General features: G+C 63.3%; 15 protein-coding genes. 8 read left to right on the top strand and 7 right to left on the bottom strand.

Annotated elements, in window-relative coordinates; all coding sequences use genetic code 11:
* Positions 1 to 95 precede the first annotated feature (95 nt).
* Positions 96 to 590, bottom strand: a complete 495-nt coding sequence (locus tag LB523_RS16905; protein ID WP_224604835.1) for a hypothetical protein — start codon at positions 588 to 590, stop codon at positions 96 to 98.
* 55 nt (positions 591 to 645) lie between these two features.
* Positions 646 to 1,641, bottom strand: coding sequence for a GTP 3',8-cyclase MoaA (gene moaA / locus LB523_RS16900; RefSeq protein WP_224604833.1), 996 nt, complete (start codon positions 1,639 to 1,641; stop codon positions 646 to 648).
* 376 nt (positions 1,642 to 2,017) lie between these two features.
* Between moaA and LB523_RS16895 the strand changes: the two genes are divergently transcribed.
* Positions 2,018 to 2,371: a gamma-butyrobetaine hydroxylase-like domain-containing protein gene (locus LB523_RS16895; RefSeq protein ID WP_224604831.1), complete on the top strand. Its 354-nt coding sequence runs from the start codon at positions 2,018 to 2,020 to the stop codon at positions 2,369 to 2,371.
* An 86-nt stretch (positions 2,372 to 2,457) separates the two neighbouring features.
* A complete protein-coding gene (locus LB523_RS16890) occupies positions 2,458 to 3,069 on the top strand; it encodes a pyridoxamine 5'-phosphate oxidase family protein (protein ID WP_224604829.1) in 612 nt (203 codons plus the stop codon).
* A gap of 168 nt (positions 3,070 to 3,237) precedes the next feature.
* Here LB523_RS16890 and LB523_RS16885 read toward each other — a convergent pair whose 3' ends face one another.
* Positions 3,238 to 3,690: a MarR family winged helix-turn-helix transcriptional regulator gene (locus LB523_RS16885; protein WP_095765406.1), complete on the bottom strand. Its 453-nt coding sequence runs from the start codon at positions 3,688 to 3,690 to the stop codon at positions 3,238 to 3,240.
* A 47-nt stretch (positions 3,691 to 3,737) separates the two neighbouring features.
* Here LB523_RS16885 and LB523_RS16880 point away from each other — a divergent pair, with 47 nt between their 5' ends.
* A complete protein-coding gene (locus tag LB523_RS16880) occupies positions 3,738 to 4,646 on the top strand; it encodes an alpha/beta hydrolase (protein ID WP_224604826.1) in 909 nt (302 codons plus the stop codon).
* 7 nt (positions 4,647 to 4,653) lie between these two features.
* On the opposite strand, the gene LB523_RS16875 is transcribed toward LB523_RS16880, so the two are convergent.
* Entirely contained in the window at positions 4,654 to 5,055 is a 402-nt protein-coding gene (locus tag LB523_RS16875) for a rhodanese-like domain-containing protein (protein ID WP_224604823.1), read from the bottom strand.
* Between the two features lie 401 nt (positions 5,056 to 5,456).
* On the opposite strand from LB523_RS16875, the gene LB523_RS16870 reads away from it, so the two are divergent.
* The gene (locus LB523_RS16870; RefSeq protein WP_224604821.1) at positions 5,457 to 7,337 is read left to right on the top strand and encodes a murein L,D-transpeptidase; all 1,881 of its coding nucleotides are present in this window, start codon (positions 5,457 to 5,459) and stop codon (positions 7,335 to 7,337) included.
* Positions 7,338 to 7,384: 47 nt separating this feature from the next.
* Here LB523_RS16870 and LB523_RS16865 read toward each other — a convergent pair whose 3' ends face one another.
* A complete protein-coding gene (locus LB523_RS16865; protein ID WP_411966470.1) occupies positions 7,385 to 7,864 on the bottom strand; it encodes a hypothetical protein in 480 nt (159 codons plus the stop codon).
* Between the two features lie 287 nt (positions 7,865 to 8,151).
* Positions 8,152 to 8,409 (bottom strand): PepSY domain-containing protein, encoded by a 258-nt coding sequence (locus LB523_RS16860; protein ID WP_095765411.1) that lies wholly within the window; start codon positions 8,407 to 8,409, stop codon positions 8,152 to 8,154.
* A gap of 403 nt (positions 8,410 to 8,812) precedes the next feature.
* On the opposite strand from LB523_RS16860, the gene LB523_RS16855 reads away from it, so the two are divergent.
* On the top strand, positions 8,813 to 10,594 hold the full coding sequence (locus LB523_RS16855; protein WP_224604815.1) for an adenylate/guanylate cyclase domain-containing protein: 1,782 nt from the start codon (positions 8,813 to 8,815) through the stop codon (positions 10,592 to 10,594).
* A 116-nt stretch (positions 10,595 to 10,710) separates the two neighbouring features.
* Positions 10,711 to 14,934 carry a cytochrome P450 gene (locus tag LB523_RS16850; RefSeq protein ID WP_224605177.1) on the top strand — a complete coding sequence of 1,408 codons (4,224 nt, stop codon included), beginning with the start codon at positions 10,711 to 10,713 and terminating at the stop codon, positions 14,932 to 14,934.
* A 69-nt stretch (positions 14,935 to 15,003) separates the two neighbouring features.
* Here the strand turns inward: LB523_RS16850 and LB523_RS16845 are convergent, their stop codons facing one another.
* Complete coding sequence (locus LB523_RS16845) at positions 15,004 to 15,687, bottom strand: Crp/Fnr family transcriptional regulator (protein ID WP_224604813.1); 684 nt, start codon at positions 15,685 to 15,687, stop codon at positions 15,004 to 15,006.
* Between the two features lie 576 nt (positions 15,688 to 16,263).
* Between LB523_RS16845 and LB523_RS16840 the strand changes: the two genes are divergently transcribed.
* Both LB523_RS16840 and LB523_RS16835 read left to right on the top strand, forming a co-directional pair.
* Positions 16,264 to 19,938: a S8 family serine peptidase gene (locus tag LB523_RS16840; RefSeq protein ID WP_224604810.1), complete on the top strand. Its 3,675-nt coding sequence runs from the start codon at positions 16,264 to 16,266 to the stop codon at positions 19,936 to 19,938.
* Positions 19,931 to 21,454, top strand: coding sequence for an MBL fold metallo-hydrolase (locus LB523_RS16835; protein ID WP_224604801.1), 1,524 nt, complete (start codon positions 19,931 to 19,933; stop codon positions 21,452 to 21,454). The genes LB523_RS16840 and LB523_RS16835 overlap by 8 nt, the downstream gene beginning before the upstream one ends.
* Positions 21,455 to 21,584: the final 130 nt, after the last annotated feature.

Raw genomic sequence — 21,584 nt, 5'->3', positions numbered from 1 at the left:
GATAATCGCGCGCGAAGGCTAGGCTGGAAAAGGCCGGCGGTAAATCGGCCGGAAGGCGACGCAAGCGCTTTATTTTCAGTGCGGCCAGTCTGACCTCAAGGGCCGCGCAGGGTCTTGGCAATGGAGGCGACCAAAGGGTCGTATTTTGACTTGAGCGCGGCAGGGTATTCGATCCAGACGGTGCGAATGACGTCGTCCTTTCCGAACAGGCGCCGTTCGTAAAAAATGTTGCCGTCCTTGGTGCCGGAGAGCACCGCCCAATTCTTGCCGGTCTTGCTGTAGGTGATCTTGTAACCCGGTTCGGTGCTGGCTTTCTCCTGGACGACGAAACCTTGCGGCGTGTCGTTGTCGATGTTGTAGATGCCGGAACAGGTCAGGCTGGCGCCGTCGGCGCTAAGCCATTGCTGTCCGTCGCCATTTTCCGGCTCGGGCATCGGCTTGTTGAAGATGTCGTCGGGAAAAGTGCAGGACTGGCCGAACCGCGCATTCACATAGGTGAAGGGCTTGGCCATCGCGGTCGCCGGCATGATTGTCGACAGGGACAAGATCGCCGCTACCGACGACCAACCGATGCGCTGCGGACGTTGCATGATCCCCCCTTTGGTCGATGACCGAAGGTGATCCTGCACCAAATCGCAGAAAAAATCAGCCGCCGGTGACGCTCATATGCCGAGATACCGAAGGGCGGCTGGTGCGGCGGTCGATGACGAAATCATGGCCCTTGGGCTTACGGCCGATGGCTTCATCGATCGCCTCGCCGAGCAGCTCGTTGCCTTCGGTGGCGCGCAACGGCGCCCTAAGGTCAGCGGCGTCCTCCTGGCCAAGGCACATATAGAGGGTGCCGGTGCAGGTCAGCCGCACGCGGTTGCAGCTTTCGCAGAAATTATGCGTCATCGGCGTGATGAAGCCGAGCCGGCCGCCGGTCTCCGCGACATGGACATAGCGGGCAGGGCCGCCGGTCTTGTAAGGAATATCGGAGAGCGTGAACTGTCGCTCCAGCGCGGCGCGCAACAGCGACAGCGGCAGATACTGGTCGGTGCGGTCGGCCTCGATCTCGCCCATCGGCATCGTCTCGATGAGGGTGAGATCCATGCCACGGCCATGCGCCCAGCGCATCAGCTCGGGGATTTCGGCATCGTTGAAGTCGCGCAGTGCAACCGCATTGAGCTTGATCTTCAACCCGGCCTTCTGCGCGGCATCAATGCCCTCCATCACCTTGCCGAGATTGCCCCAGCGGGTGATCTGGTGGAATTTCTCGGCATCGAGCGTGTCGAGCGAGACGTTGATGCGCTTGACGCCGCAATCGGCGAGCTCGGCGGCGAAGCGCGACAGCTGCGAGCCGTTAGTGGTCAGCGTCAATTCTTCCAGAGCGCCGCTTTCGAGATGCCGCGACAGCTGGCGCACCAGATGCATGATGTTCTTGCGAACCAGCGGCTCGCCGCCGGTCAGCCTGAGTTTCTTCACGCCTTTCTCGATGAAAACGGTGCAGAGCCGGTCAAGCTCCTCGAGCGACAACAGATCCTTCTTGGGCAAGAAGGTCATGTCCTCGGCCATGCAATAGGTACAGCGAAAATCGCAGCGGTCGGTGACCGACACGCGCAGATAGCTGATGGTGCGACCGAAGGGGTCGATCATGTCCATTTGCAAACGTTTCCCATGGCCTGAGCGGCACCGTTATATACAGCTATGTGATACGATCCAATGCCGCATTCAAGATAGACGGTCTTGATCTTTGGTAACATTCCCCGGCCGACATCGCGTGTCGGCTGGCTGAAAGCCTTTGTCGGATGCATGTCGTTTGTCCCAGAACCGCTGCCCACTTCCGGGCGACATGCATTGGCACCGGTCTTTCCGGATCGCGCGAAGCGGCGTAGGGAAGGGCGCAACCCAGAGCATGATGCCGAAAAGTGTGAAGCGGTTTTTCGGACGACATCATGCTCTATCTCTTTGACTTAGAGACGGATTCAGATTTCAGGTCGAACAGACCTGAAATAATCCGGCTCTAGACAGGACAGTCATGACCGCGCCAAAGGAACTCAGGGTCTCGAAGGACCGCAAGCTGCTGACGGTGACCTTCCCGGGCCATCAACCGTTCGAATTGCCGGCGGAGTTTTTGCGCGTGGCTTCGCCATCGGCGGAAGTACAGGGCCATTCGCCGGAGCAGCGCGTGACAGTTCCGGGCAAGCGCAATGTCACGATCCTCAAGATCGAGCCGGTCGGCAATTATGCGGTGCGCATCACCTTCGACGATTTCCACGACACCGGCATCTTCACCTGGAACTATCTGCATACGCTCGGCCACGAAAAGGACGAGCGCTGGAACGCCTATCTTACCGAGTTGGCCGAGAAGGGGCTGAGCCGGGATCGCTAGCCCGGCGCGTGGCAATCCAATGTCGGCTGTCGTCAAGACGTCATGGACATGGAGTAGCGCCGGCAAAAGGTCAGGAGGCGAAAAAAGTGTCGCGCATCACATCCGTCGAGCAGCTCGAGGCCCTCTACGGGCTGCCGGGCGAGGCTTCTGTCGTCAAGGAACTCGACCATGTGATTCCCGAATATGCCGCCTTCATCGAGGCCTCGCCCTTCGTGGCGCTGGCGACGAGCGGGCCCGAGGGCCTCGACTGCTCCCCGCGCGGCGATCTCGCCGGCTTCGTGCGCATTGTCGACGACAAGACGCTGATGATGCCCGACAGGCGCGGCAACAATCGCGCCGATTCGCTGAAGAACATCATTCGCGATCCGCGCGTCGGCCTGCTCTTTCTGGTGCCGGGCTCGGGCACCACGCTGCGCGTCAACGGCCGCGCTCACATCACGACCGATGCCGGGCTTTGCGCGTCCTTCACGGTCGACGGCAAGCCGGCCCGCTCGGTCACTGTCATCGATGTCGATACGGTCTATTTCCAATGCGCCCGCGCCATCGTGCGCTCCGAGCTCTGGAACCCGGCCAAACATGTTGATCCGAAATCGCTGCCGACACCCGGCCAGATTCTCGAGATCACCAGCCGCAAGAACATCGACGGCCAGAAGTACGACGAGGAATGGCCGGAAAGAGCGAAGAAGACGATGTGGTGACAGGTGCGCCGATATTTCGGTGAGGCCGGCCTGCAAATGGCGGGTCCCTGCGCTTCCGGTGCTCACGTACTTTAGGTACGCTCCGCTCCGGTTCTCGGAATCCCGCCATTTTCGATTCGGCCTGACCGAAATCTCAGCACACCTGAGGTAGTCGCATCAAACCCGCGCTCAGGCTTCCTTCAGCACGTCGGCGATCTTGCGCATTTGCTCGCCGATCATGTCGCACTGCTCCGGCGTCGACTGGCTCATCGCCTTCTCGATCAGGGCCATGTGAACCTTCAGGGCCTTCATCAGCAGGGCCTCGCCCGCCTCGGTGAGGTTCAGCCGCAGCACCCGCTTGTCCTTCTCGTCGCCTTCGCGACGCAGCAACCCGCGGGCCTCGAGCTGCGGCAACAGCATGGTGATGTTGGAGCGGCCGACGAGCAGCTTGCGGGCAAGGTCGTGCTGCGACATGCCGGGGTGGCGGTAGAGGTTCATCAGCACGTCGAGCTGCGCCGGCTTAAGGTCGAGCGGGCCGAGCTTAACCGCCAGCGTGCGCTCCAGCACATGGCAGGCGCGCGCCACCGCAACCCAGTTGCGAAAGCGAGGGTTGTCCCAGGGTAGCTCTTGCTTAATGTTCATCTTTGAACTATTATGTTCATGCTTGAACGAATGGATGGACTGCCAATATGGCATCATTTGGAATGAAGGTCATCCGGGGCGTTTTCGGCGCGGCCGAGCATGTTGCGCCGCGTCTTAGCGGCCGTGCCGCCTTCGAATTGTTTTGCCGCACACCAAACGTCAAGACCTTGAGCGACGGCGAACGCCGAGCCGTCGAGCGTGCCTCAGCCTTCATGGCCGAGGCGCGCCATCACAGGCTGAAAACCAGGACCGATTGCGTCGCAGTGCATGAATTCCGGCCGGAGCCGGGCAGGGAGTCGCGCGGCACGGTGCTCGTCATTCATGGCTGGCGCTCGCGTACCGAATATATGCGCGCCCTGATCGAAGGGTTTCGCGGCGCCGGCTACAAGGTTGTTTCGCTCGACCTGCCTGGGCATGGCCATTCGCTCGGCCGCCATCTCAACATGGTGACTGCCGTGGACGCGGCGCGGGTCGCCGGCGAATGGTTCGGCCCCTTTGCCGCCGTCGTCGGCCATTCCTTCGGCGGCGCGATTGCCGCCAATGCCGTTGCCGCATCGGTCAAGGGCATGCCGCCGCTTGCGGCGCAAAAGCTGGTGCTGATTGCGGCACCGAGCTCGCTGCCTGCAATCTTCGACGACTTCAGCGATATGATGAATGTCGGGCCGCGCTCGCGCGTCGCCATGGCGGACAGGGTGAGATACCTTTCCGGGCGTCCGCTCAGCGAATTCACCGGCGACCGCCAGCTTGCGGAGGCGTCGGTGCCGACGCTGATCATCCACGCGCCGGACGATCGCGAAGTCCATGCCGATCATGCGAAGCGTTATGCGGGCGCCGGCGAGCATGTCCACCTGCATTGGGCCGAGGGGCTTGGCCACCGGCGTATCCTCACCGACAGGGACGTCGTCGCGCGCGCGGTCGGCTTTGTGACTGGGCAGCGGGAAACGGCCCTGCACTAATCGCCTATCAGTCCCCCTTCTTTTTCTGCCCCGCCTCTACGGGCAGGCCCGCTGCTTTCCAGGCGGTATAGCCGCCGAGGATATGCTTGACCGGTGTCAGGCCCATGTCCTGCGCCGTCTTGGTGGCTAAAGCCGAGCGCCAGCCTCCGGCGCAGAAGAAGACGAAGGTCTTGCCGCTGGCGAAGAACGGCTTGTGGTACGGGCTTTCGGGATCGATCCAGAATTCCAGCATGCCGCGCGTTACATGCTTGGCGCCGGGGATCTTGCCGTCACGTTCGACCTCGCGCGGGTCGCGCAGATCGACGAAGATCGTGTCCTCATCCTCCAGCAGCCCCGCTGCCTCCTCGGGCGACACGACCTCGATCTCGGCATTCGCCTCGTCGAGAAGCTGGCGATATCCCTTCTTCACTGCACATCCTCCAGGCCGTGGCTCGAGGCCGCCGGAATTTCGATCACAAAGACCGTGGTTTGTCACGCCTTGGCCGTGCCGCACAGAGCGGCCGTCGAATCCGCCGGTGATTCCTGCTTGACGACAGTCCACTCGAAAAGCTGACCGCGTACCTATGTGACTTTTTCGCCTGTCGGCAACGCCACGCCTGATTGTCCCGGGTGTCGGAACACTTGGAACGGCCAGCTCGTTTTAGGTCTCACAAGGATGTGAAACCGTTCTGCAACACGGCTCCGAAAATTTATGGAAGCTTAACGAAATCAGTATGAATCGGTATAGTCACGTCATACATCCGCCTTGCGGAGGGCGGGACCGTCCAGCGGCGTGGAACGGGAACCGGTTTCAACCGGTGCGGGTGAAGCATGAAAATCCTCGGAAACAAAAAAGCCGTCCTGCCGATCGCGGTCGCGGCGACTCTTGCCCTCGGGCAGCAGTCGGCAAGCGCGCAAGGGCTGTTCGACATGCTGTTCGGCGGCGGCATCCGGCACAGCCCGCAAGGCGAGTTTCCGCCGCCGCCAAAACCGCGCAAGGTGCGGCCGGCCGGAGAGGATGGTGGCGGCGTCAGGATCAGCAGCCCGACCTATAACACCTACAGGGCCGACAAGCTTGTCCGGGTCGATTTCAAATCGCTGCTGCCGGCACCTCAGGCCGCGACCCCTCAGGACGCCGCCTTTGTCCCGTCGGTGACGAGCAATAGCTTCCGTGATGCCGTCGCAGGCTTGAGCGACTACGAGTTGTTTGCCGAGCCGGATATCGCCAAGGCGCTGATCGCCTATTATTCGGCCAATCCGGATTTCATCTGGGTGAGCGACAATACCCCCAACAGCCGGGCGCAGGATGCAGTGCGCGTCCTGGGGGAGGCGGCGAGTTATGGCCTGACGCCGGCCGACTATTCCGTCGATGTCCCGGCAGCCGCCAATTCCGCCGCCACACAGGAAGAGCGGACCAAGGAACTGGTCCGCTTCGAGATGGCGTTATCGGCCCGCGTGCTGCGCTATGCCCATGATGCTCAGAGCGGTCGCGTCGATCCCAACCGGATGACCGGCTATTACGATTTCCCGGCCAAGCCGCTCGATCTTGAAGGCGTGCTGAAGACGCTGGCGCATACCCAGGAGGTCCGCACCTATCTCGAATCGCGCCACCCGCAGAATGCCGAATACCAGGCGCTGCGCGTCGAGCTGGAAGCGCTTGAGGCGAGCGAGGAAAACGAGATCGTCGTCGATCCCAAGCTCCTGCTCAAGCCCGGCGAAAGCAGCCCGGAATTGCCAAAGTTGCTGACGCTTATTTCCCGTAATCTCGATGACGAGATGGGTGGCGGCTATGGCGAAGTGCTCGCGAGGCTCGGCAAGAGCGAGCTCTACGATCCCGAGCTGGTGCCGGTGATCAAGGCGGTGCAGCAGCGGGCCGGCATGAAGGGCGACGGCGTCATCGGCCCGCGCACGGTGGCTTCATTGGCCGGCGCCTCAAAGGCGGACAAGGTCGAGAAGGTCAAGGTCGCGCTCGAGGAACTGCGCTGGATGCCGTCTGATCTTGGCAGCCCGCGCGTCTTCATCAACCAGCCCGCCTTCACTGCCAGCTATATCGACAATGGCGAGGAGAAGCTGAAGACCCGCGCGGTCATCGGCCGGGTCACCAACCAGACCGCCTTCTTCTACAACCAGATCAAGCAGGTCGACTTCCATCCTTATTGGGGCGTGCCGCAGTCGATCATCGTCAACGAGATGCTGCCGAGGCTGCGCGGCGATCCGGGCTATCTCGACCGCGCCGGCTATGAGGTGACGGATTCGCGCGGCAAGCGCATCCCGTCCTCGGCGGTCGATTGGGGTGCTTATGGCGCCAACATTCCGTTCAGCGTGCGTCAGCAGCCGAGCGAGGCCAATGCGCTGGGCGAGTTGAAGATCCTCTTCCCCAACAAGCATGCGATCTACATGCACGACACGCCGCAGAAGTCGTTCTTCGAACGCGACATGCGCGCGCTCAGCCATGGCTGCGTGCGGCTACAGGATCCGCGCGGCATGGCCGCCGCCGTGCTGGGCACCACGGTCGACGATATCGCCGAGAAGCTGAAGCACGGCCATTCGACCGAGAATGTCACGCGCGTCATTCCGGTCTATGTCGCCTATTTCACCGCATGGCCGGACATGTCCGGCAAGGTCGAGTATTTCGACGACGTCTATGGCCGCGATTCCAAGCTGATGCAGGCGCTCGACGCGACCGAAGCGGTGCGCACGCCGTCAAGCTGAGCGCAAGCAATTTCGGACGGAAGGATACGGCGAAGCCGCTGACCGCTTCACACTTTTCCTGGAATTGCTTTGATCAACGGCCGGCGCAAGCCGGCGTTGCGCCCGGCGATCAGCCAATAGATCAGGCCGGCCACGAGGCCGCCGCCGGCGATGATGCCCATGTCCGCCCAGCGTTCCGGATTATTGGCGGCGTCCGGCCAGATCAGCATGAAACCGGCTGCCGCGGCAGCGGCGCCGAACAGCATATGCAGCCAGAAGCTCCGCAGCGAAAAGAACTCGGCGATCATTGCAAAGACCAGCGTCTGCATACCCGTCAGGACGATCGTCAGAAAGTAGATGAACATGCCGAGCGGCGGCACCACCAGCGCGGCGACCGGCGTGAACGCCATAAGCTCGAAGTAACCCGGAGCATTGGGCAGCGAACTCAATATCGCGTAGATCACCACCACGGCGATCAACCCGACCAGCACCGCGACCAGATAGCCGACAAGCACCATCAGGATGCGCTTCAGGACGTAGCCAACCATTGCCATGCACCCCCGTGCCCGCAATCATGGCGGGCAGTCAGCCACCAAAGCTGTGACGATGCAAGGGCGGTCCGTCGCGTGGGAACGCGGCACATGAGCATTCAGGCGCAAGATCAGGATGATGTTTCGTTGAATCGCCATCCGATCTAACTCTTGTTGGAGACGATCTTCTCTGAAAAACGGTTCCCACTTGTCGGGATAATGCTCTAACGCACAGATGCCGGGGATCGGGCAGGGGTCCATTTGCCCCTAGTAGGCCGGGCGGAATGGCCGCAGGCGGACGCGGCCTATTTGGGTTCGCCGGTCAGGGGATCGTAGGTGATTTGGACCTTGGCCTTGTCCGTCGTGTAGTAGGTGATGGTATAGCCGTCGCTATCCCATTCGACCTCCTTCACATAGCGGAAGTCGGTGCGGTGCTCGACCTTGGCGACGATCTCCGAGAGCTTCTTGGCATTTTGCGACGGCAGTGGCTGGTCGTCCGCCGCAAAGGCTTGTCCACTGATAAGCAGGAAAGCGATACCGGTTGCTGAAACAACAGTGCGCATGAGAGCCCTCAAATCTCGTCGGCGTCAGTGCCGTCAGAAACTCGCGCGCAGGCAGGTTGGTTCCGCAGCGCCGCAATAACCGACTTTTGCGGCGCATGCCTCGATGCGGCCGCAGGAGCCGGCCAATATTGCCTGGTGGAGAAAATGTAATAATTTCAGCTGGTAAGATCGCACTTTGGATGTGTCTCCTGACGTACTGAACCACTAACCATGCGCCGGCGGGTGAATTCGCCATATTAGCTGTTCGTGGTAGAGCTTTCGGCAAGATCCTGATAGAATTCTGGTCATAAGAGGGTGGCAACAGTGCGCCGGGCCTGCCGAGGATTTCCGTCGGCAGCCGGCGACGCGTTTCTTTGAGCGCAGGTCGCCCGTTCTGGACTGCAGCGGGACTGGGGGCTCAATCATGGCTGAACGGAATTATACCCGTCAGCTTGCGACAATCATTTCAATCGACGCCGTAGGATTCTCGAGGCTTATGGGCATCGACGACGAGTTGGCTGTTGCCGCCTTCGAGGAAAGGCGCGACATCATCGCCGACAGTTGCGGAGCATTTGGCGGGCGCACGTTCGGCGATGCCGGCGACAGCATCATGGCCGAATTCGGCAATCCAATCGAAGCCTTGCGGGCAGCCTTCGATTTCCAGGCCCGGATCGTGGCGCTGAATGCCGCTGTCGCCGAGGACATGCGCATGCCTTTTCGCGCCGGGATAAACACCGGCGACGTCATCGTCCGGGAGGGCCGTCTCTACGGCGACGACGTGAATATCGCGGCCAGGCTTCAGGAATTCGCGCCGCATGACGGCGTCGCCATCTCGGCGACGACGTGGCATCACGTGAAGGACAAGACGGCGGCCGTATTCACCGATCTCGGCGAGTTCAGCCTGAAGAACATCGCCCTGCCGGTGCGGGTCCTGATCGCCGGTCGCGGCGGCAACGGCCCTGCCGCGACGGCTTCCTTCGCTTCCATTCCCGCCACGCTCAGTCATTCCAGGCCGATCGCCAAGGGCCCGCCGGCAATCGCCGTGCTGCCGTTCCAGGGCAACGGAAGCGAACCCGATGTCGGCTACATGGCCGACGGTATCGCCGAGGACATCATCTACGGTCTTTCCAACACGCGCTGGCTTTCGGTCATCGCCAAGGGCTCGAGTTTCCAGTTTCGGGACGACAGCCTCGGCACAAGGCTCATCGGCAACGCGCTGGGTGCCCGCTACATCGTCAGCGGCACGTTGGCGCGCTCCAACAGGCAGATCCGCCTTAATGCGTCGCTCACCGATACCTCGAACGGGCGCCTGGTCTGGTCGCAACGTTTCGACCGCGATCTCGTCGATATCTTCAGCCTACGCGACCAGATCGGCAGCGAGATCGTTTCCATACTCGACAAGGAGGTCGACCGCGCCGAACAGGCGCGCACGTTCCAGGTGCCGTGGGAAAGCCTCGAGACCTGGCAATTGGTCAGGCGCGGCCGCTGGCACATGAACAGGCGGACACGTCGCGATACCGAAATCGCGCTCGACTTCTTCGACAAGGCCTACCAGGAAGATCCGAATTCGAGCGCCGTGCTCAACGAGCTCGCATGGTGGTATTTCTGGAGGGCATGGCTGCGCTTCGGCGACAGCGACGATCTGGAGAAAGTCGAGACGCTTGCGCGCAAGGCGCTGCTGATGGACAGCCTCGATGCGCGTCCGCATGCCTATCTCGGCGCAGCCGACATCATGCGCGGCCAGCCGGCATTGGCGGCCGAGCATCTTGCCGAAGCGATCCACATCAATCCGAGCTTCGCCTTCGCCCGCTCGGCCATGGGCAGCGCACACCTTTTGCTTGGCGATGCGACCAGCGCGATCCCCTTCTTCCTCGACACTGACCGATTGAGCCCGTTCGACCTCTATCGCTTCCATAATCTGGGGGAACTGGCCGCGGCCTATTGCTTCGTCGAGGACTGGCAGGCCGCGATCGCCACCGCCGAGCGCTCGCTCAACCTGTCGCCAGGTTACTTCTACGCAAGATTCCTGAAGATAGGCGCCCTGATGAGAAGCGGTCGGCGCGACGAGGCGGCGCATGAACTCGCGATTTTCATGACCAGGCACCCCGATTTTTCCGAGCAGAGGATACGCTGGATACCATTCGTGGACCCAGCCAAGAACAATTTCCTGATCGGCAATTTCGATCAGGCCAAGTCTGCCGCATGATCGCCGGGGCCGACAACAAATGACTGTGAACGAATTCACATACGCCGGACCGATGCAAACCTAGGCCAGACAATGCCGGCATCGTATTGACGTGGATAGCCGGGGGCTTGAACGCGATGATCACTTTGAAGTACTTCGCCGCCGTCCGCGCCGCTCAGAAGAGCCAGCGTCCGCTCGCCGAAATGCCACCGTTCGACATCAACCGGCTGCGTTCCAAGAGCGGCTTTGCTTCCCGCATCGCCGGTTTTCTTCTCAGCGATCCGCGCTGGCTGCTGGCGCTGCTGCGCCGTTTCTGGCCGAATCTCGGCTTCGGCAATTTCCTGCTCGTCACCAAGGGCGCGGATGTTCGCGACATATTGGAGCGGGGCGACGAGTTCGAAACGCCTTACGGGCCGGAAATGGCCGAACTCGCCCGGGGCTCGAATTTCATTCTCGGCATGCAGGACGGCGCCGCATACCGGCAGATGAAATCGGCGGTGCTGAGCGCGTTCCCGCCGGCGGAGGTCGAAGCCGCCGTCAGGCCGATCGCCGAGCGCCATTCGCACGATATCATGACCCGCGCCAGCCCCGGCTTCGATGCCATCGCCGGATTGATGAAGATCGTGCCGGTTCGCATCTGCCGCGACTATTTCGGCCTCGAGATCGACGACGAAACCGAGTTCGCCGACTGGTCGATCGCGCTCAGCGCGCTGTTCTTTTCCGATCCGACGGCAAGTCCCACCACGCGCCAGCTTGCCGTGGTCGGAGGCGATCGGCTGATCAAGGTCATAAACCGATCGATCGCCGCGGTCAGGGAGAGAGCGGGCAAAGACGACCGGCCGCTTGCCCGTCTCGTCGCGCTGATGGACCAAGGGCGCCTGTCGTTGCCTGACATTCATTCCATCATGCTCGGCATGGTCGCAGGCTTTGTGCCGACGAACGTGCTTGCCGGCAGCAATTGCCTGGATGTGATCCTGTCGCGATCCGATGCGCGGCAGGCCGTGGATGAGGCCATCGCGGCCGGCGACACCGAGAAGCTCGACCGGGCGATCATGGAAGCCATGCGGTTCAAGCCGATCTGGATCGGGCCGTGGCGCTATACCAGGCGTGACGCGGTCATCGGCAAGGGCACGCGCCGCGAGCGCCTAGTCAAAGCCGGAACGGTGGTCATGCCGGCGACGCTTTCAGCAATGTTCGATCCGGAGATCGTGCAGCGGCCGAACGAGTTCGATACGTCGCGCCCGCATCGCGACTACATGGTTTTCGGTTACGGCATCCATCTGTGCATCGGCGCCGAGATCGCCCGCATCCAGATCGGCGAATGCATCCGCGCGCTGTTCGGCAAACCGAAGCTCGCCCGCGCGCGGGGCAGGGCCGGCAAGATGGTCAATCTCGGCGCCTATCCGGCAAACCTCAAGGTCGATTTCGAGCGCCCGCCGCTTTGCCGCACCGCCGAGCAGTCGATGGTGACGGTTGTCTGCCCGATCACCCGCCCCACGCCGCTCGATGCGGTGCGCGACAAGGTCGCCGACCTCGGCAATCCCGCGATTGGCGAGATCAGCGCCGCACTCGACAAGGTCGCCACCATACATTTCACCAGCTTGGCCGTCGCTCCCACAGGCAGGGACAAAAAGACGGGGGTCGAGACCGGCGCGCTGGTGTTCGAAATCTCCGGCGACGGCAGCACCGACGACGTCATTGCCGCCATTGCGCAATCGATCGGGCACCGGCTGCGGCCGATCTTCAGGGATGTCTGCGGCCTGCCAGATGGCGGCTCGCTGGAGGACTTCCTGAAGAAGAACCAAATCAAGATATCGCCCTCCTTCGGCAGCGCCGCGGGGCTGGTTTTTTCCGGCACGCCCGGCCATTCCGTACGCCGCATCCTTGCCGAGGCGCGGCTGGCCGACAGCGTGCGCGAGATCGTCGAAAAACCGCGCGTGGGCGCCGGCAACGCGATGGATGTGCTGGCCGAAGCGCGCCGGCATGTCCGCTGCCTCGGGCAATTCGGCTGGGCGTTCGAGCCCGCCGAAAGCCTGCTGGAAAGTCCGCCCGGCCACTGGTCGCGCGCGCTGACGACGACGCTTTTGACGCCGGCGATGTTCGCCACTGTCGCGATCGTCGTTCTCGCCTTTTGGCGCATGACTTATGTGCTCGTGTTCGGGAACCCGCATGGCATCACCTTCGCCAACATCGCGATCGCCGGCGCCGCGCTTCTGCTTACGGTACTCGGTCTGCTGGCTATTCTGGTTCTGTTCGTGGGCCTTTGCTTCCTGGCGTTGCGGCGGCTCGAAGACAAGGACCGGCCGGCGAACACGCCGGTCGATATCGGCGCGCTGGAAAAGATCCTCGCCAATGAGGACCACTGCGCGCAGAACAACCTGACGGCGATCTCGACGATGAAGCCGGGCATCTTGCGGCGGCTGGCGCTAAGGCTCGCCTTCTACCTGATCTCGATATCGGCGCAGAAAGTGTTCAGGCCTGGTTTCCTCGCCACCATTAACACCATTCATTTCGCCCGCTGGGTGCTGCTGCCCGGCACCGACAGACTGGTATTCTTCTCCAATTACGGCGGCAGCTGGGAAAGTTATCTGGAGGATTTCATCGCCAAGGCTTCGGCCGGCCTGACCGGCGTGTGGAGCAACACCGAAGGCTATCCGCGCACGCGCTGGCTGTTCCTCGACGGCGCGCGCGACGGCGATCGTTTCAAACGCTGGGCGCGGCGCCAGCAGGTGCCGACGCTGTTTTGGTACAGCGCCTATCCGCATCTCAACACCACGCGCATCCGCATCAACTCCAGGATCAGGCGCGGTATCGCGTCGGCCACCGGCAACGAGGCGCGCGACTGGCTGAGCCTGTTCGGTTCGCTGCCGCGCCCGCAAGCACGGCCGGCGGACGCAACCAGCCTGGCTGGACCGGCGTCCGCGCCGCTCGAAGAACTGGAATCCGGAGAAATCCAGTCCATCTTCTTCGGTCCGTTCGGCGCGCTCGGCTATGCACACATGCTTGCGATCGGGGTGCCGGACGGTTTGCCGGCAGCGAAGCGCAAGGGGTGGCTCAACTTCGTGACCGAAAAAACCAGCTTCGGCGACGGCGTGCCGGCCGGCCGCGCCATGACCGTGGCGTTCGGCCCCAACGGACTGCGCCGGCTGGGGCTCGAGGGCGGCGCCGACGACGAGCCGCTGGACACGTTTCCCGTGGCTTTTCGCCAGGGCATGGGAACGCCCGAGCGCAGCCGCATCCTCAACGATATCGGCCCCGACGCTCCCGACAAATGGCAGTGGGGCTCGCCCAAAAATCCTGTCGACCTCGTCATCGTCTGCTACGCCGAGACGCCGGCTACGCTGAAAGCCGAGATCGCGGCCATGAAGCGACAGACGACGGGCGCGGGCATGTCCGTGACCGCCGAGCTGCCGCTGATGGTGCGGCGCGACGGCAAGCGGGCGGTCGAGCATTTCGGCTTCGTCGACGGCGTCTCGCAGCCGATCGTTCGCGGTACGGCGCGCGCCGCCAAGGGAGCTGCGCCCATGCATCTCGTCGCGCCCGGCGAGTTCTTGTTCGGCTATCGCGACGAGCATGGCTTCTATCCTGCTTCGCCGTCGGTCGAGGCGGCACTGGACCGCACCGGGATCCTGTCGCAGGTGCGGCGCAACCGTCAGATCCCGGGGCAGCCGCCTCCGCCGCGCGATTTCGGCCGCAACGGCACCTTCCTCGTCGTGCGCCAGTTCGAACAGCATGTCGAATTGTTCGACGATTATTGCCGAAAGGCCGCTGTTCAGGCCGCCGGCGAGACCGGCGATGCGACGATCACGCCGCGCTGGGTGGCGGCAAAAATGCTTGGCCGCTGGCAGGACGGCAGTTCGCTGGTGCGCAATCCGAACGGCCGTCCGGGCCGCGGCGTCGACAATGATTTCGCCCTCGGCGCCGAGGACCCGCAAGGGCACGCTTGTCCGCTCGGCTCCCACATACGCCGTTCCAACCCGCGCGACTCGCTCGGCGAGGACCGCGAGACGCAGATCAGGATCGGCAAGCGCCACCGCATCCTGCGCGTCGGCCGTACCTATGAGAAGAAGGGCAGAGGCGGAAAGACCGAGAAGGGTCTGCTCTTCATGTGCCTCAACGCCGACATCGAACGCCAGTACGAGTTCATCCAGCAGACATGGGTCTCATCGAACTCGTTCCAGGGCCTGGTGGGCGAAACGGACCCTACGATCGGCGCGCGCGGCGGCGGCCGCTTCTCGATCCCGTCCTGGGAAAAGGTCACTGTGCTCAAGGACGTGCCGCAGTTTGTCACCACCAAAGGGGGCGGCTATTTCTTCATGCCGAGCCGCTCGGCGCTGCGCTATCTGATCTCGCGGCTGTGACCGGGCGCGCTGAGTTTCTCGGATGCGACGGGCCGGTGGAGCTGCGGCGAAAGTCGCCGAGCCTGACGTTCAGTCGTCGTCCTGCGATTCGGCGATGTGGTTCAGGGCGGCGATGTTGGTGATGCGCAACCCGCCGCGCTTGATGGCGATCATCTGGCGGTTGCGCCAATCGTTCAGCGTCTTGTTGACGGATTCGCGCGTCGCGCCGAGGAATTCGCCGAGCTCCGACTGCGAAATCGGAATCCAGCCGGCGCTATCGGCCATGACGCCGCTCAGGAACACCAGCCGCTTTGCCAGCCTGGCCTCGATGCCGAAAAAGGCCTGATCGCCGAGCTCGCCGCTGACCCAGCGCAGCCTTGCGCACAGCAATTCGATCATCGCGCGGGCCAGAGGGGGATTTTTCTCAATGCGATCAAAGAGTTGTGTCCGGCTCAGCGAAACCAGCTCGCAGGCGGTGAGGCAGATGGCGGTCGCCGTGCGCGGGCGCCCGTCCAGCGCCCCGATCTCGCCGACCAGGCTGCGCGACAGTTCGATGTTGGCCACCAGCTTCTGCCCGCCCGGCGAATAGAGCGAAATCTCGACGGTGCCGCTCATCACGCCATAGATGCGGTCGGACGCATCCTCCTGGACGAACAAATGCTGGCCGGCGGCATAGCGCTCCAGCTTGCAGCCGCTGAACAGCAGGTCGAACTGGCGCGGGTCGATGCGCGCCAGGCGCGGCAGGTTCCTGTCGTCCGCGCCGTTTGTAGCCATGATACGATTCCGCCTCTCGTTAAGCGGAAATTGTAGGATAAGTGCGTGCTCGATCAAAGCGTCGTCTCCTTTTGTGGTGGCTGACCGAATTCGGCGGGCGGCGGACGGAGATTCCGATGTCACGCCCGACAGGCCGAAATTGGACAAGCCGGCAAACTGTAAGGAGACCGGGCGCACTGGCGGTTGCGGGCCGATCCTTGGGAACGCCGTCCGCGCGCTTGGGTGGGAGGTGCCCATGCGCGCAGACGGCAAACCTGAAAATGGCTAGGTGATCGAAATTTCTCCTCGAGAACCGCATCCATATCGCAGTCCGGCAGCAGCTTCGGACGCCGTAGTCAGCTCGGGCCGTCGATGCCGCCGTTGCAAGATCTGAGCGCAAGCCCTGTTCGGCGTATGTGAAGGCGCTCACAGATATACGCATCTGGCGGACCGATGGTTATTTTAGAAGTGTATGGTCTTTGCTTTGCAAGCGGTGATTGCCTAGTCGGCAAAGAGATCAACTGAAGTATGGCTGGAACCTTGTCTTGACTGCAGGTGACGGTCGGCCTCATGGTTCATTTTGGGGAGGGGCAGGCCATGGCAGCCGCGAAGGGACTCCTTGTAAAGGTTCGCGGCGACGGCGCGGCGCTCTCGGTCCGAGGCGGGCCGCCCCGGATTGGCGGCATCGAAGCCGAGCCGATCCTCTCTCTGCCTGCCGACGCAAGCGCCGGCACGGCCGCGGCCGGGGATCGCGGCGCCACCTGGTTGCGGTTGGCCACGGACGCCGCCGATACAGACAACCCCTGGGACCATGCCCACGATCTTGTCGACCGGAACCCGGCGCTGGCGGCCGCGGGCGCCGAGGTGCTCGCAATCGAGCCCGATATCGTGCAGCAGTGGGATTATAAGGACATAGGCGGCGATCGCGGCATGGCGGCAAGCGCAGCTCCGGTCTGTGCATTCGACGATCAGGACCCGCAGGGCGGACAGGCGGTGGTCGCGGGGCGCATCGCCTGGAATGCCGCGCCGGACTTCAGCCAGTTCGCGGCGGCGCGCGAGAAGGTGGGTGCCAAGCAGGCCAACATCACCATCGCCCATCTCGATACCGGTTTCGATCCAGGCCATCAGACCATTCCCGCCGCGCTTCTTACAGCGCAGCAGCGCAATTTCGTCGACGACGGGACGGGTCCGAACAACGCGACCGACCACGCTCCGGCCGGCACGCTGACCAGCAATCGCGGCCATGGAACCGGCACGCTCAGCCTGCTTGCCGGCAACAAGCTCGACGGCTCCTCGCCGCACTGGCCGGGCTTCAAAGATTTCGTCGGCGGCGCGCCACTGGCGAAAATCCTGCCGGTGCGTATCGCCGACTGGGTGGTGCGGCTGACCACCGGCACCATGGTGCAAGGCATCGACTATGCGCGCAAGCAGGGCGCGCAGGTGTTGTCGATGAGCATGGGCGGCCTCGCCTCACAGGCTTTGGTCGACGCCGTCAACCTTGCCTACGACCACGGTGTGGTCATGGTCACGGCGGCCGGCAACAATTTCACCATCACGCCGCGCAGCATCGTCTATCCCGCGCGCTACAACCGGGTGCTTGCGGCCTGCGGGGTGATGGGCGACGGGCGCGCCTATGCCGGGCTCTCCTTCGGCACCATGCAGGGCAATTACGGGCCGCCTTCGAAAATGGATACGGCGCTCGGCGCCTACACGCCGAATGTGCCCTGGGCCGAGATCGATTGTCGCAAGGTGGTCGACATGGACGGCAGCGGCACCTCGGCCGCGACACCGCAGGTCGCGGCCGCGGCCGCTCTCTGGCTCGCCGAGCATTGGGACGTGGTGAAGAAATATCCTCAGCCCTGGATGCGTGTCGAAGCCGTACGCAAGGCCTTGTTCGCGAAAGCCTTGAAGTCGACGGCCAAGATGAATGCGGCGGAGACGAGGGAGAAGATCGGGCAGGGCGTTTTGCGGGCCTTCGATGCGCTGGGCTTCCCTCCGCCGGCGGCAAACAGCCTGACCAAGCTCGCTCGAGCCACCTATACGTGGAGCTGGCTGGACCTTTTGACCGGAGGGAATTCGTTGGCGGCGCCACCACCGGCGACGCTTCGGCAGCGAACGATGTTCGCGCTGGAACTGATGCAGATGGCGCAAACCACGGCGGCAGTCGACCAGGCGATCGCCGACCCGGATGGCGATCCGGACAAGGTTTCGGCCGCGGCGCGCAACCGCTACCTGGAGGCGGCGCTCGACCAGGGCAATCCGTCGAAGCCGTTGAAGGCCTTTCTGGAAGGATGGCTGGGCCGGCCAGGCGCCAGCGTAGCGGTTCCGGCGCCAGTCATGGGCCCGGCACCGGCCATCAGGCGCAAGCCGCGGCCGCTGCCGCCGCCGCAACGGCGCCTGCGCATCTACGCGCTCGACCCGTCGGTGGCGAAACGGCTGGATTCGGTTTCGGTCTACCAGGCGACGCTTTCGGTGCCGTGGGACGACGAGCCTGCGACCGACAGGCCGTTGCTGCCCGGTCCGATCGGCGAATATCTCGAGGTGGTCGATGTCGACCCCGCGTCCGACCGCGTCTACGATCCGGTCGACCTCAACGACAAGGTGCTGCTGGCGCAGGACGGCCTGCCGCCTTCGGAGGGCAATCCGAAATTCCACCAGCAGATGGTCTACGCGGTGGCCATGACCACGATCGGCCATTTCGAGCGCGCTCTCGGCCGTCGGGCGTTGTGGGCGCCGCATTACGCAGCGGCTCCCGGCCGCACCGGCGATATGACGGTGAAGGCGCATTACGTGCCGCGCCTGCGCATTTATCCGCATGCGTTGCGCGCCGAGAATGCCTATTACAGCCCGGAAAAGAAGGCGCTGCTGTTCGGCTATTTCCCGGCGACCAGCAATCAGGGCGACGTCACCACGCCCGGAACGACGGTGTTCTCGTGCCTGTCCAGCGACATCGTCGCGCATGAGATGTCGCACGCTTTGCTCGACGGGCTGCACCGCCGCTTCCAGGAAGCATCCAACCCGGACGTGCCGGCCTTCCACGAGGCCTTTGCCGATATCGTCGCGCTGTTCCAGCACTTCACGCTGAAGGAACTGGTCAGCTTCGAAATCGGTAAGGCGAGGGGCGAATTGTCGGCCGCCTCGCTGCTTTCCGGTATCGCCAAGCAGTTCGGCGAAGGCAGCGGCAGGGCCGGGCCGTTGCGCGAATATGGCGGCGCCGGCATGGCCGACCTCGACTACGACAAGACCTTCGAGGCGCATGACCGAGGCTCGATCCTGGTTTTCGCTGTCTACCAGGCCTTTCTGGCCATCGCCGACCGGCGGACCGACGACCTGATCCAGCTTGCCACCGGCGGCTCCGGCATCCTGCCGGCGGGCACCTTGCATCCGAGCCTGGTCGAGCGCCTCACCGACGAGGTTGCCAAGACCGCCACGCAGATGCTGACCATGTGCATCCGCGCGCTCGACTATTGCCCTTCCGTCGACATCACTTTCGGCGAATATCTGCGCGCGCTGATCACCGCCGACCGCGACGCCTATCCCGACGATCCGCTCCACTATCGCCTCGCCTTCCTGGAATCCTTCCGCAAATGGAAGCTGTTGCCGCGCGACGTTCGCACCATCTCGGAGGAGACGCTCGCCTGGAGCGCGCCGGAGGATCCGTCGCCGGTCTGGCTGAAAGGCCTGCTCGGCAAGATCGACCTCGGCTGGAACCAGAAATTGAAGCGGGCCGAGATCTTCGCGCTCAACGACAAGAACCGTTATGCGCTGTGGAAGGCGATGCACAAGGCCTTCGCCTCCGATCCGGACCTCTACAAGCAGTTCGGCCTGCTGCCCGATCTGCCGCGCTACAATGACGACGGCACGGTCATGCACCCGCCGAAGAAAGGCGAGACGACCTTCGACATCTACAGCGTGCGCCCGACGCGACGCGTCGAGCCGGACGGCTCGTTCCGCGTCGAGGTGGTGGCCGTGATCCAGCAGCGCATTCCGGTTGCGCTGGACGGCACGGCGATGCCGCAAGGCATGGCCAAGGGCGAAGGCTTCTTCTGGTTCCGCGGCGGCGCCACGATCATCATTGATCCGCGCGAGGGCTTCGAGGAAATCCGCTACTCGATCATCAAGAACACCGGCAGCGCGGACCGGCAGAAGCGTCAGGCCGGGACGATGGCGGCCAACTATCTCTCGCCGCTGCGAGCGCTCTATTTCGGCGGCGAAGTATCGGAGCCTTTTGCGTTGTTGCATGCCAGCGACGGAGACGACGACCATGTCTAGAAAACCGGCGGCAAGAACAAGGCCGGCAAAATCGGCTCCCGCGGCGACGCCGGCATCGGGCATTACTGTCAGGCACTACTGCCAAGGCATCGGCGACTGCCACTTGCTGACGTTCAAGAAGCCGGACGGCAAGCCGTTCCGCATTCTCATCGATTGCGGCATTCATGTCTCGATCAAGAGTGGCTCGGCGCTGGTCTCCGACATCGTCGCCGACCTCAAGAAGGAGACCGGCGGCAAGATCGACATCCTCGTCGTCACCCACGAACACTGGGATCATGTCTCCGGCTTCCTGACCGCGAAGGACCTCTTCAAGGATTTCATCGTCGGCGATGTCTGGATGGCGTGGACCGAAAATCCCGCCGACGCCGAGGCGGTGGAGATCGACAAGTTCAAGGGCCAGGCGCTGGCGGCCTTGCAGGGCGTGGGCCAGAAGCTCGACGGGATGCAGGGGCTCAGTTCTTACATGGCCGGGGTGCGCGATGGCCTGCAGTCAGTGCTCGGCTTCCAGTTCGGTGCCGCCGGCGAGCGGGTGCGCTCGGCCCGCGACTCAGCGGCAAAGCTGTCGCAAAAACCGTCGCCGGCCTATTTCGAGCCTGGCGGGCCGCCAGTGACGATCGACGCATTGCCCAACCTGCGCGTCTATGTGCTCGGTCCGCCGCGCGACAAGGCGGCGCTTCGCCTCGAGGAAAAGGCGAGCGAGATGTTTCCGCTGGCCAGCGGCGGTCCGTACGCGCGGGCGCTGGCGAGCGGCCTCAAGATCAACGAGGCGGCCGATGCCGGTTACGTCGACGAGCTCAGTCCGTTCGAGCGCAATGTCGGCACGCCGCTCTCCGCGGCGCTCGCCGGCGACAAGGGGAGCGACCCGGCCATCGATATCGCCGCCTATGTGCGCAAGCATTATTCCGGGCCGGTCTCGGCCGCGGCATCCATGGAAGACCGCGACCAGTCCTGGCGGCGCGTCGACGCCGACTGGATGGGGATCGCCGCCGATCTGGCCTTGCAGCTCGACCGCGGCGTCAACAACACCAGCGTGGTGCTGGCCTTCGAGTTCACTGACTCGGGCCGGGTGCTGCTTTTCCCCGGCGACGCCCAGATCGGCAACTGGCTGAGCTGGAAGGACCTGAAATGGCCCGTGGGGCAGGGCACCGTCACATCGGCCGATCTTCTGGCGCGCACCGTCTATCTCAAGGTCGCGCATCACGGCAGCCAGAACGCCACGCCGCAGAAACAGGGTTTCGATCTGCTGACGAGCTCGGATCTGTCGGCCTTCATCCCGACCAACAAGGTTGATGCGCTGAAAGTGCACTGGGGCGAGATGCCCTATGACGGCATCCTGACCGCGCTCGAGACAAAGACCAAGGGCCGCGTCATCCGCGCCGATGATCCTTGGCTGGCGGACAAGAACGGAAAGCCGGCCTTTGCCGCGCCGTCCGGTTCGATCCAGGCGGTGCGCAGTCTGCCGCGCGATCCTGCGCGCGGACCGGGCGGGCTGTGGGTGGAAGTGGATCTGGTTTAGGACCACCGAAACGCCGCCGCGCGGCAGGCGCCGATCAGTCCGGCTTCAAGGCCGATTGCGAAAAATCGAAAACCGCTCTATGGAGCGAGCGGCTGAATGAGGGCGGCCACTCAACACATTGCACAAGGTC

The sequence above is a fragment of the Mesorhizobium sp. ESP-6-4 genome, from assembly GCF_020164735.1.
Lineage (GTDB): Bacteria > Pseudomonadota > Alphaproteobacteria > Rhizobiales > Rhizobiaceae > Mesorhizobium.
Note: the sequence above shows the minus strand (reverse complement) of the source record. Positions and strands in the feature narration are given on the sequence as shown.

Bases quoted from the DNA above. Each gene is read 5' to 3' on its own strand.
- LB523_RS16905 (WP_224604835.1), bottom strand. From the start codon at position 590: ATGCAACGTCCGCAGCGCATCGGTTGGTCGTCGGTAGCGGCGATCTTG.
- moaA (WP_224604833.1), bottom strand. From the start codon at position 1,641: ATGGACATGATCGACCCCTTCGGTCGCACCATCAGCTATCTGCGCGTG.
- LB523_RS16895 (WP_224604831.1), top strand. From the start codon at position 2,018: ATGACCGCGCCAAAGGAACTCAGGGTCTCGAAGGACCGCAAGCTGCTG.
- LB523_RS16885 (WP_095765406.1), bottom strand. From the start codon at position 3,690: ATGAACATTAAGCAAGAGCTACCCTGGGACAACCCTCGCTTTCGCAAC.
- LB523_RS16880 (WP_224604826.1), top strand. From the start codon at position 3,738: ATGGCATCATTTGGAATGAAGGTCATCCGGGGCGTTTTCGGCGCGGCC.
- LB523_RS16870 (WP_224604821.1), top strand. From the start codon at position 5,457: ATGAAAATCCTCGGAAACAAAAAAGCCGTCCTGCCGATCGCGGTCGCG.
- LB523_RS16865 (WP_411966470.1), bottom strand. From the start codon at position 7,864: ATGGTTGGCTACGTCCTGAAGCGCATCCTGATGGTGCTTGTCGGCTAT.
- LB523_RS16860 (WP_095765411.1), bottom strand. From the start codon at position 8,409: ATGCGCACTGTTGTTTCAGCAACCGGTATCGCTTTCCTGCTTATCAGT.
- LB523_RS16855 (WP_224604815.1), top strand. From the start codon at position 8,813: ATGGCTGAACGGAATTATACCCGTCAGCTTGCGACAATCATTTCAATC.
- LB523_RS16850 (WP_224605177.1), top strand. From the start codon at position 10,711: ATGATCACTTTGAAGTACTTCGCCGCCGTCCGCGCCGCTCAGAAGAGC.
- LB523_RS16845 (WP_224604813.1), bottom strand. From the start codon at position 15,687: ATGGCTACAAACGGCGCGGACGACAGGAACCTGCCGCGCCTGGCGCGC.
- LB523_RS16840 (WP_224604810.1), top strand. From the start codon at position 16,264: ATGGCAGCCGCGAAGGGACTCCTTGTAAAGGTTCGCGGCGACGGCGCG.
- LB523_RS16835 (WP_224604801.1), top strand. From the start codon at position 19,931: ATGTCTAGAAAACCGGCGGCAAGAACAAGGCCGGCAAAATCGGCTCCC.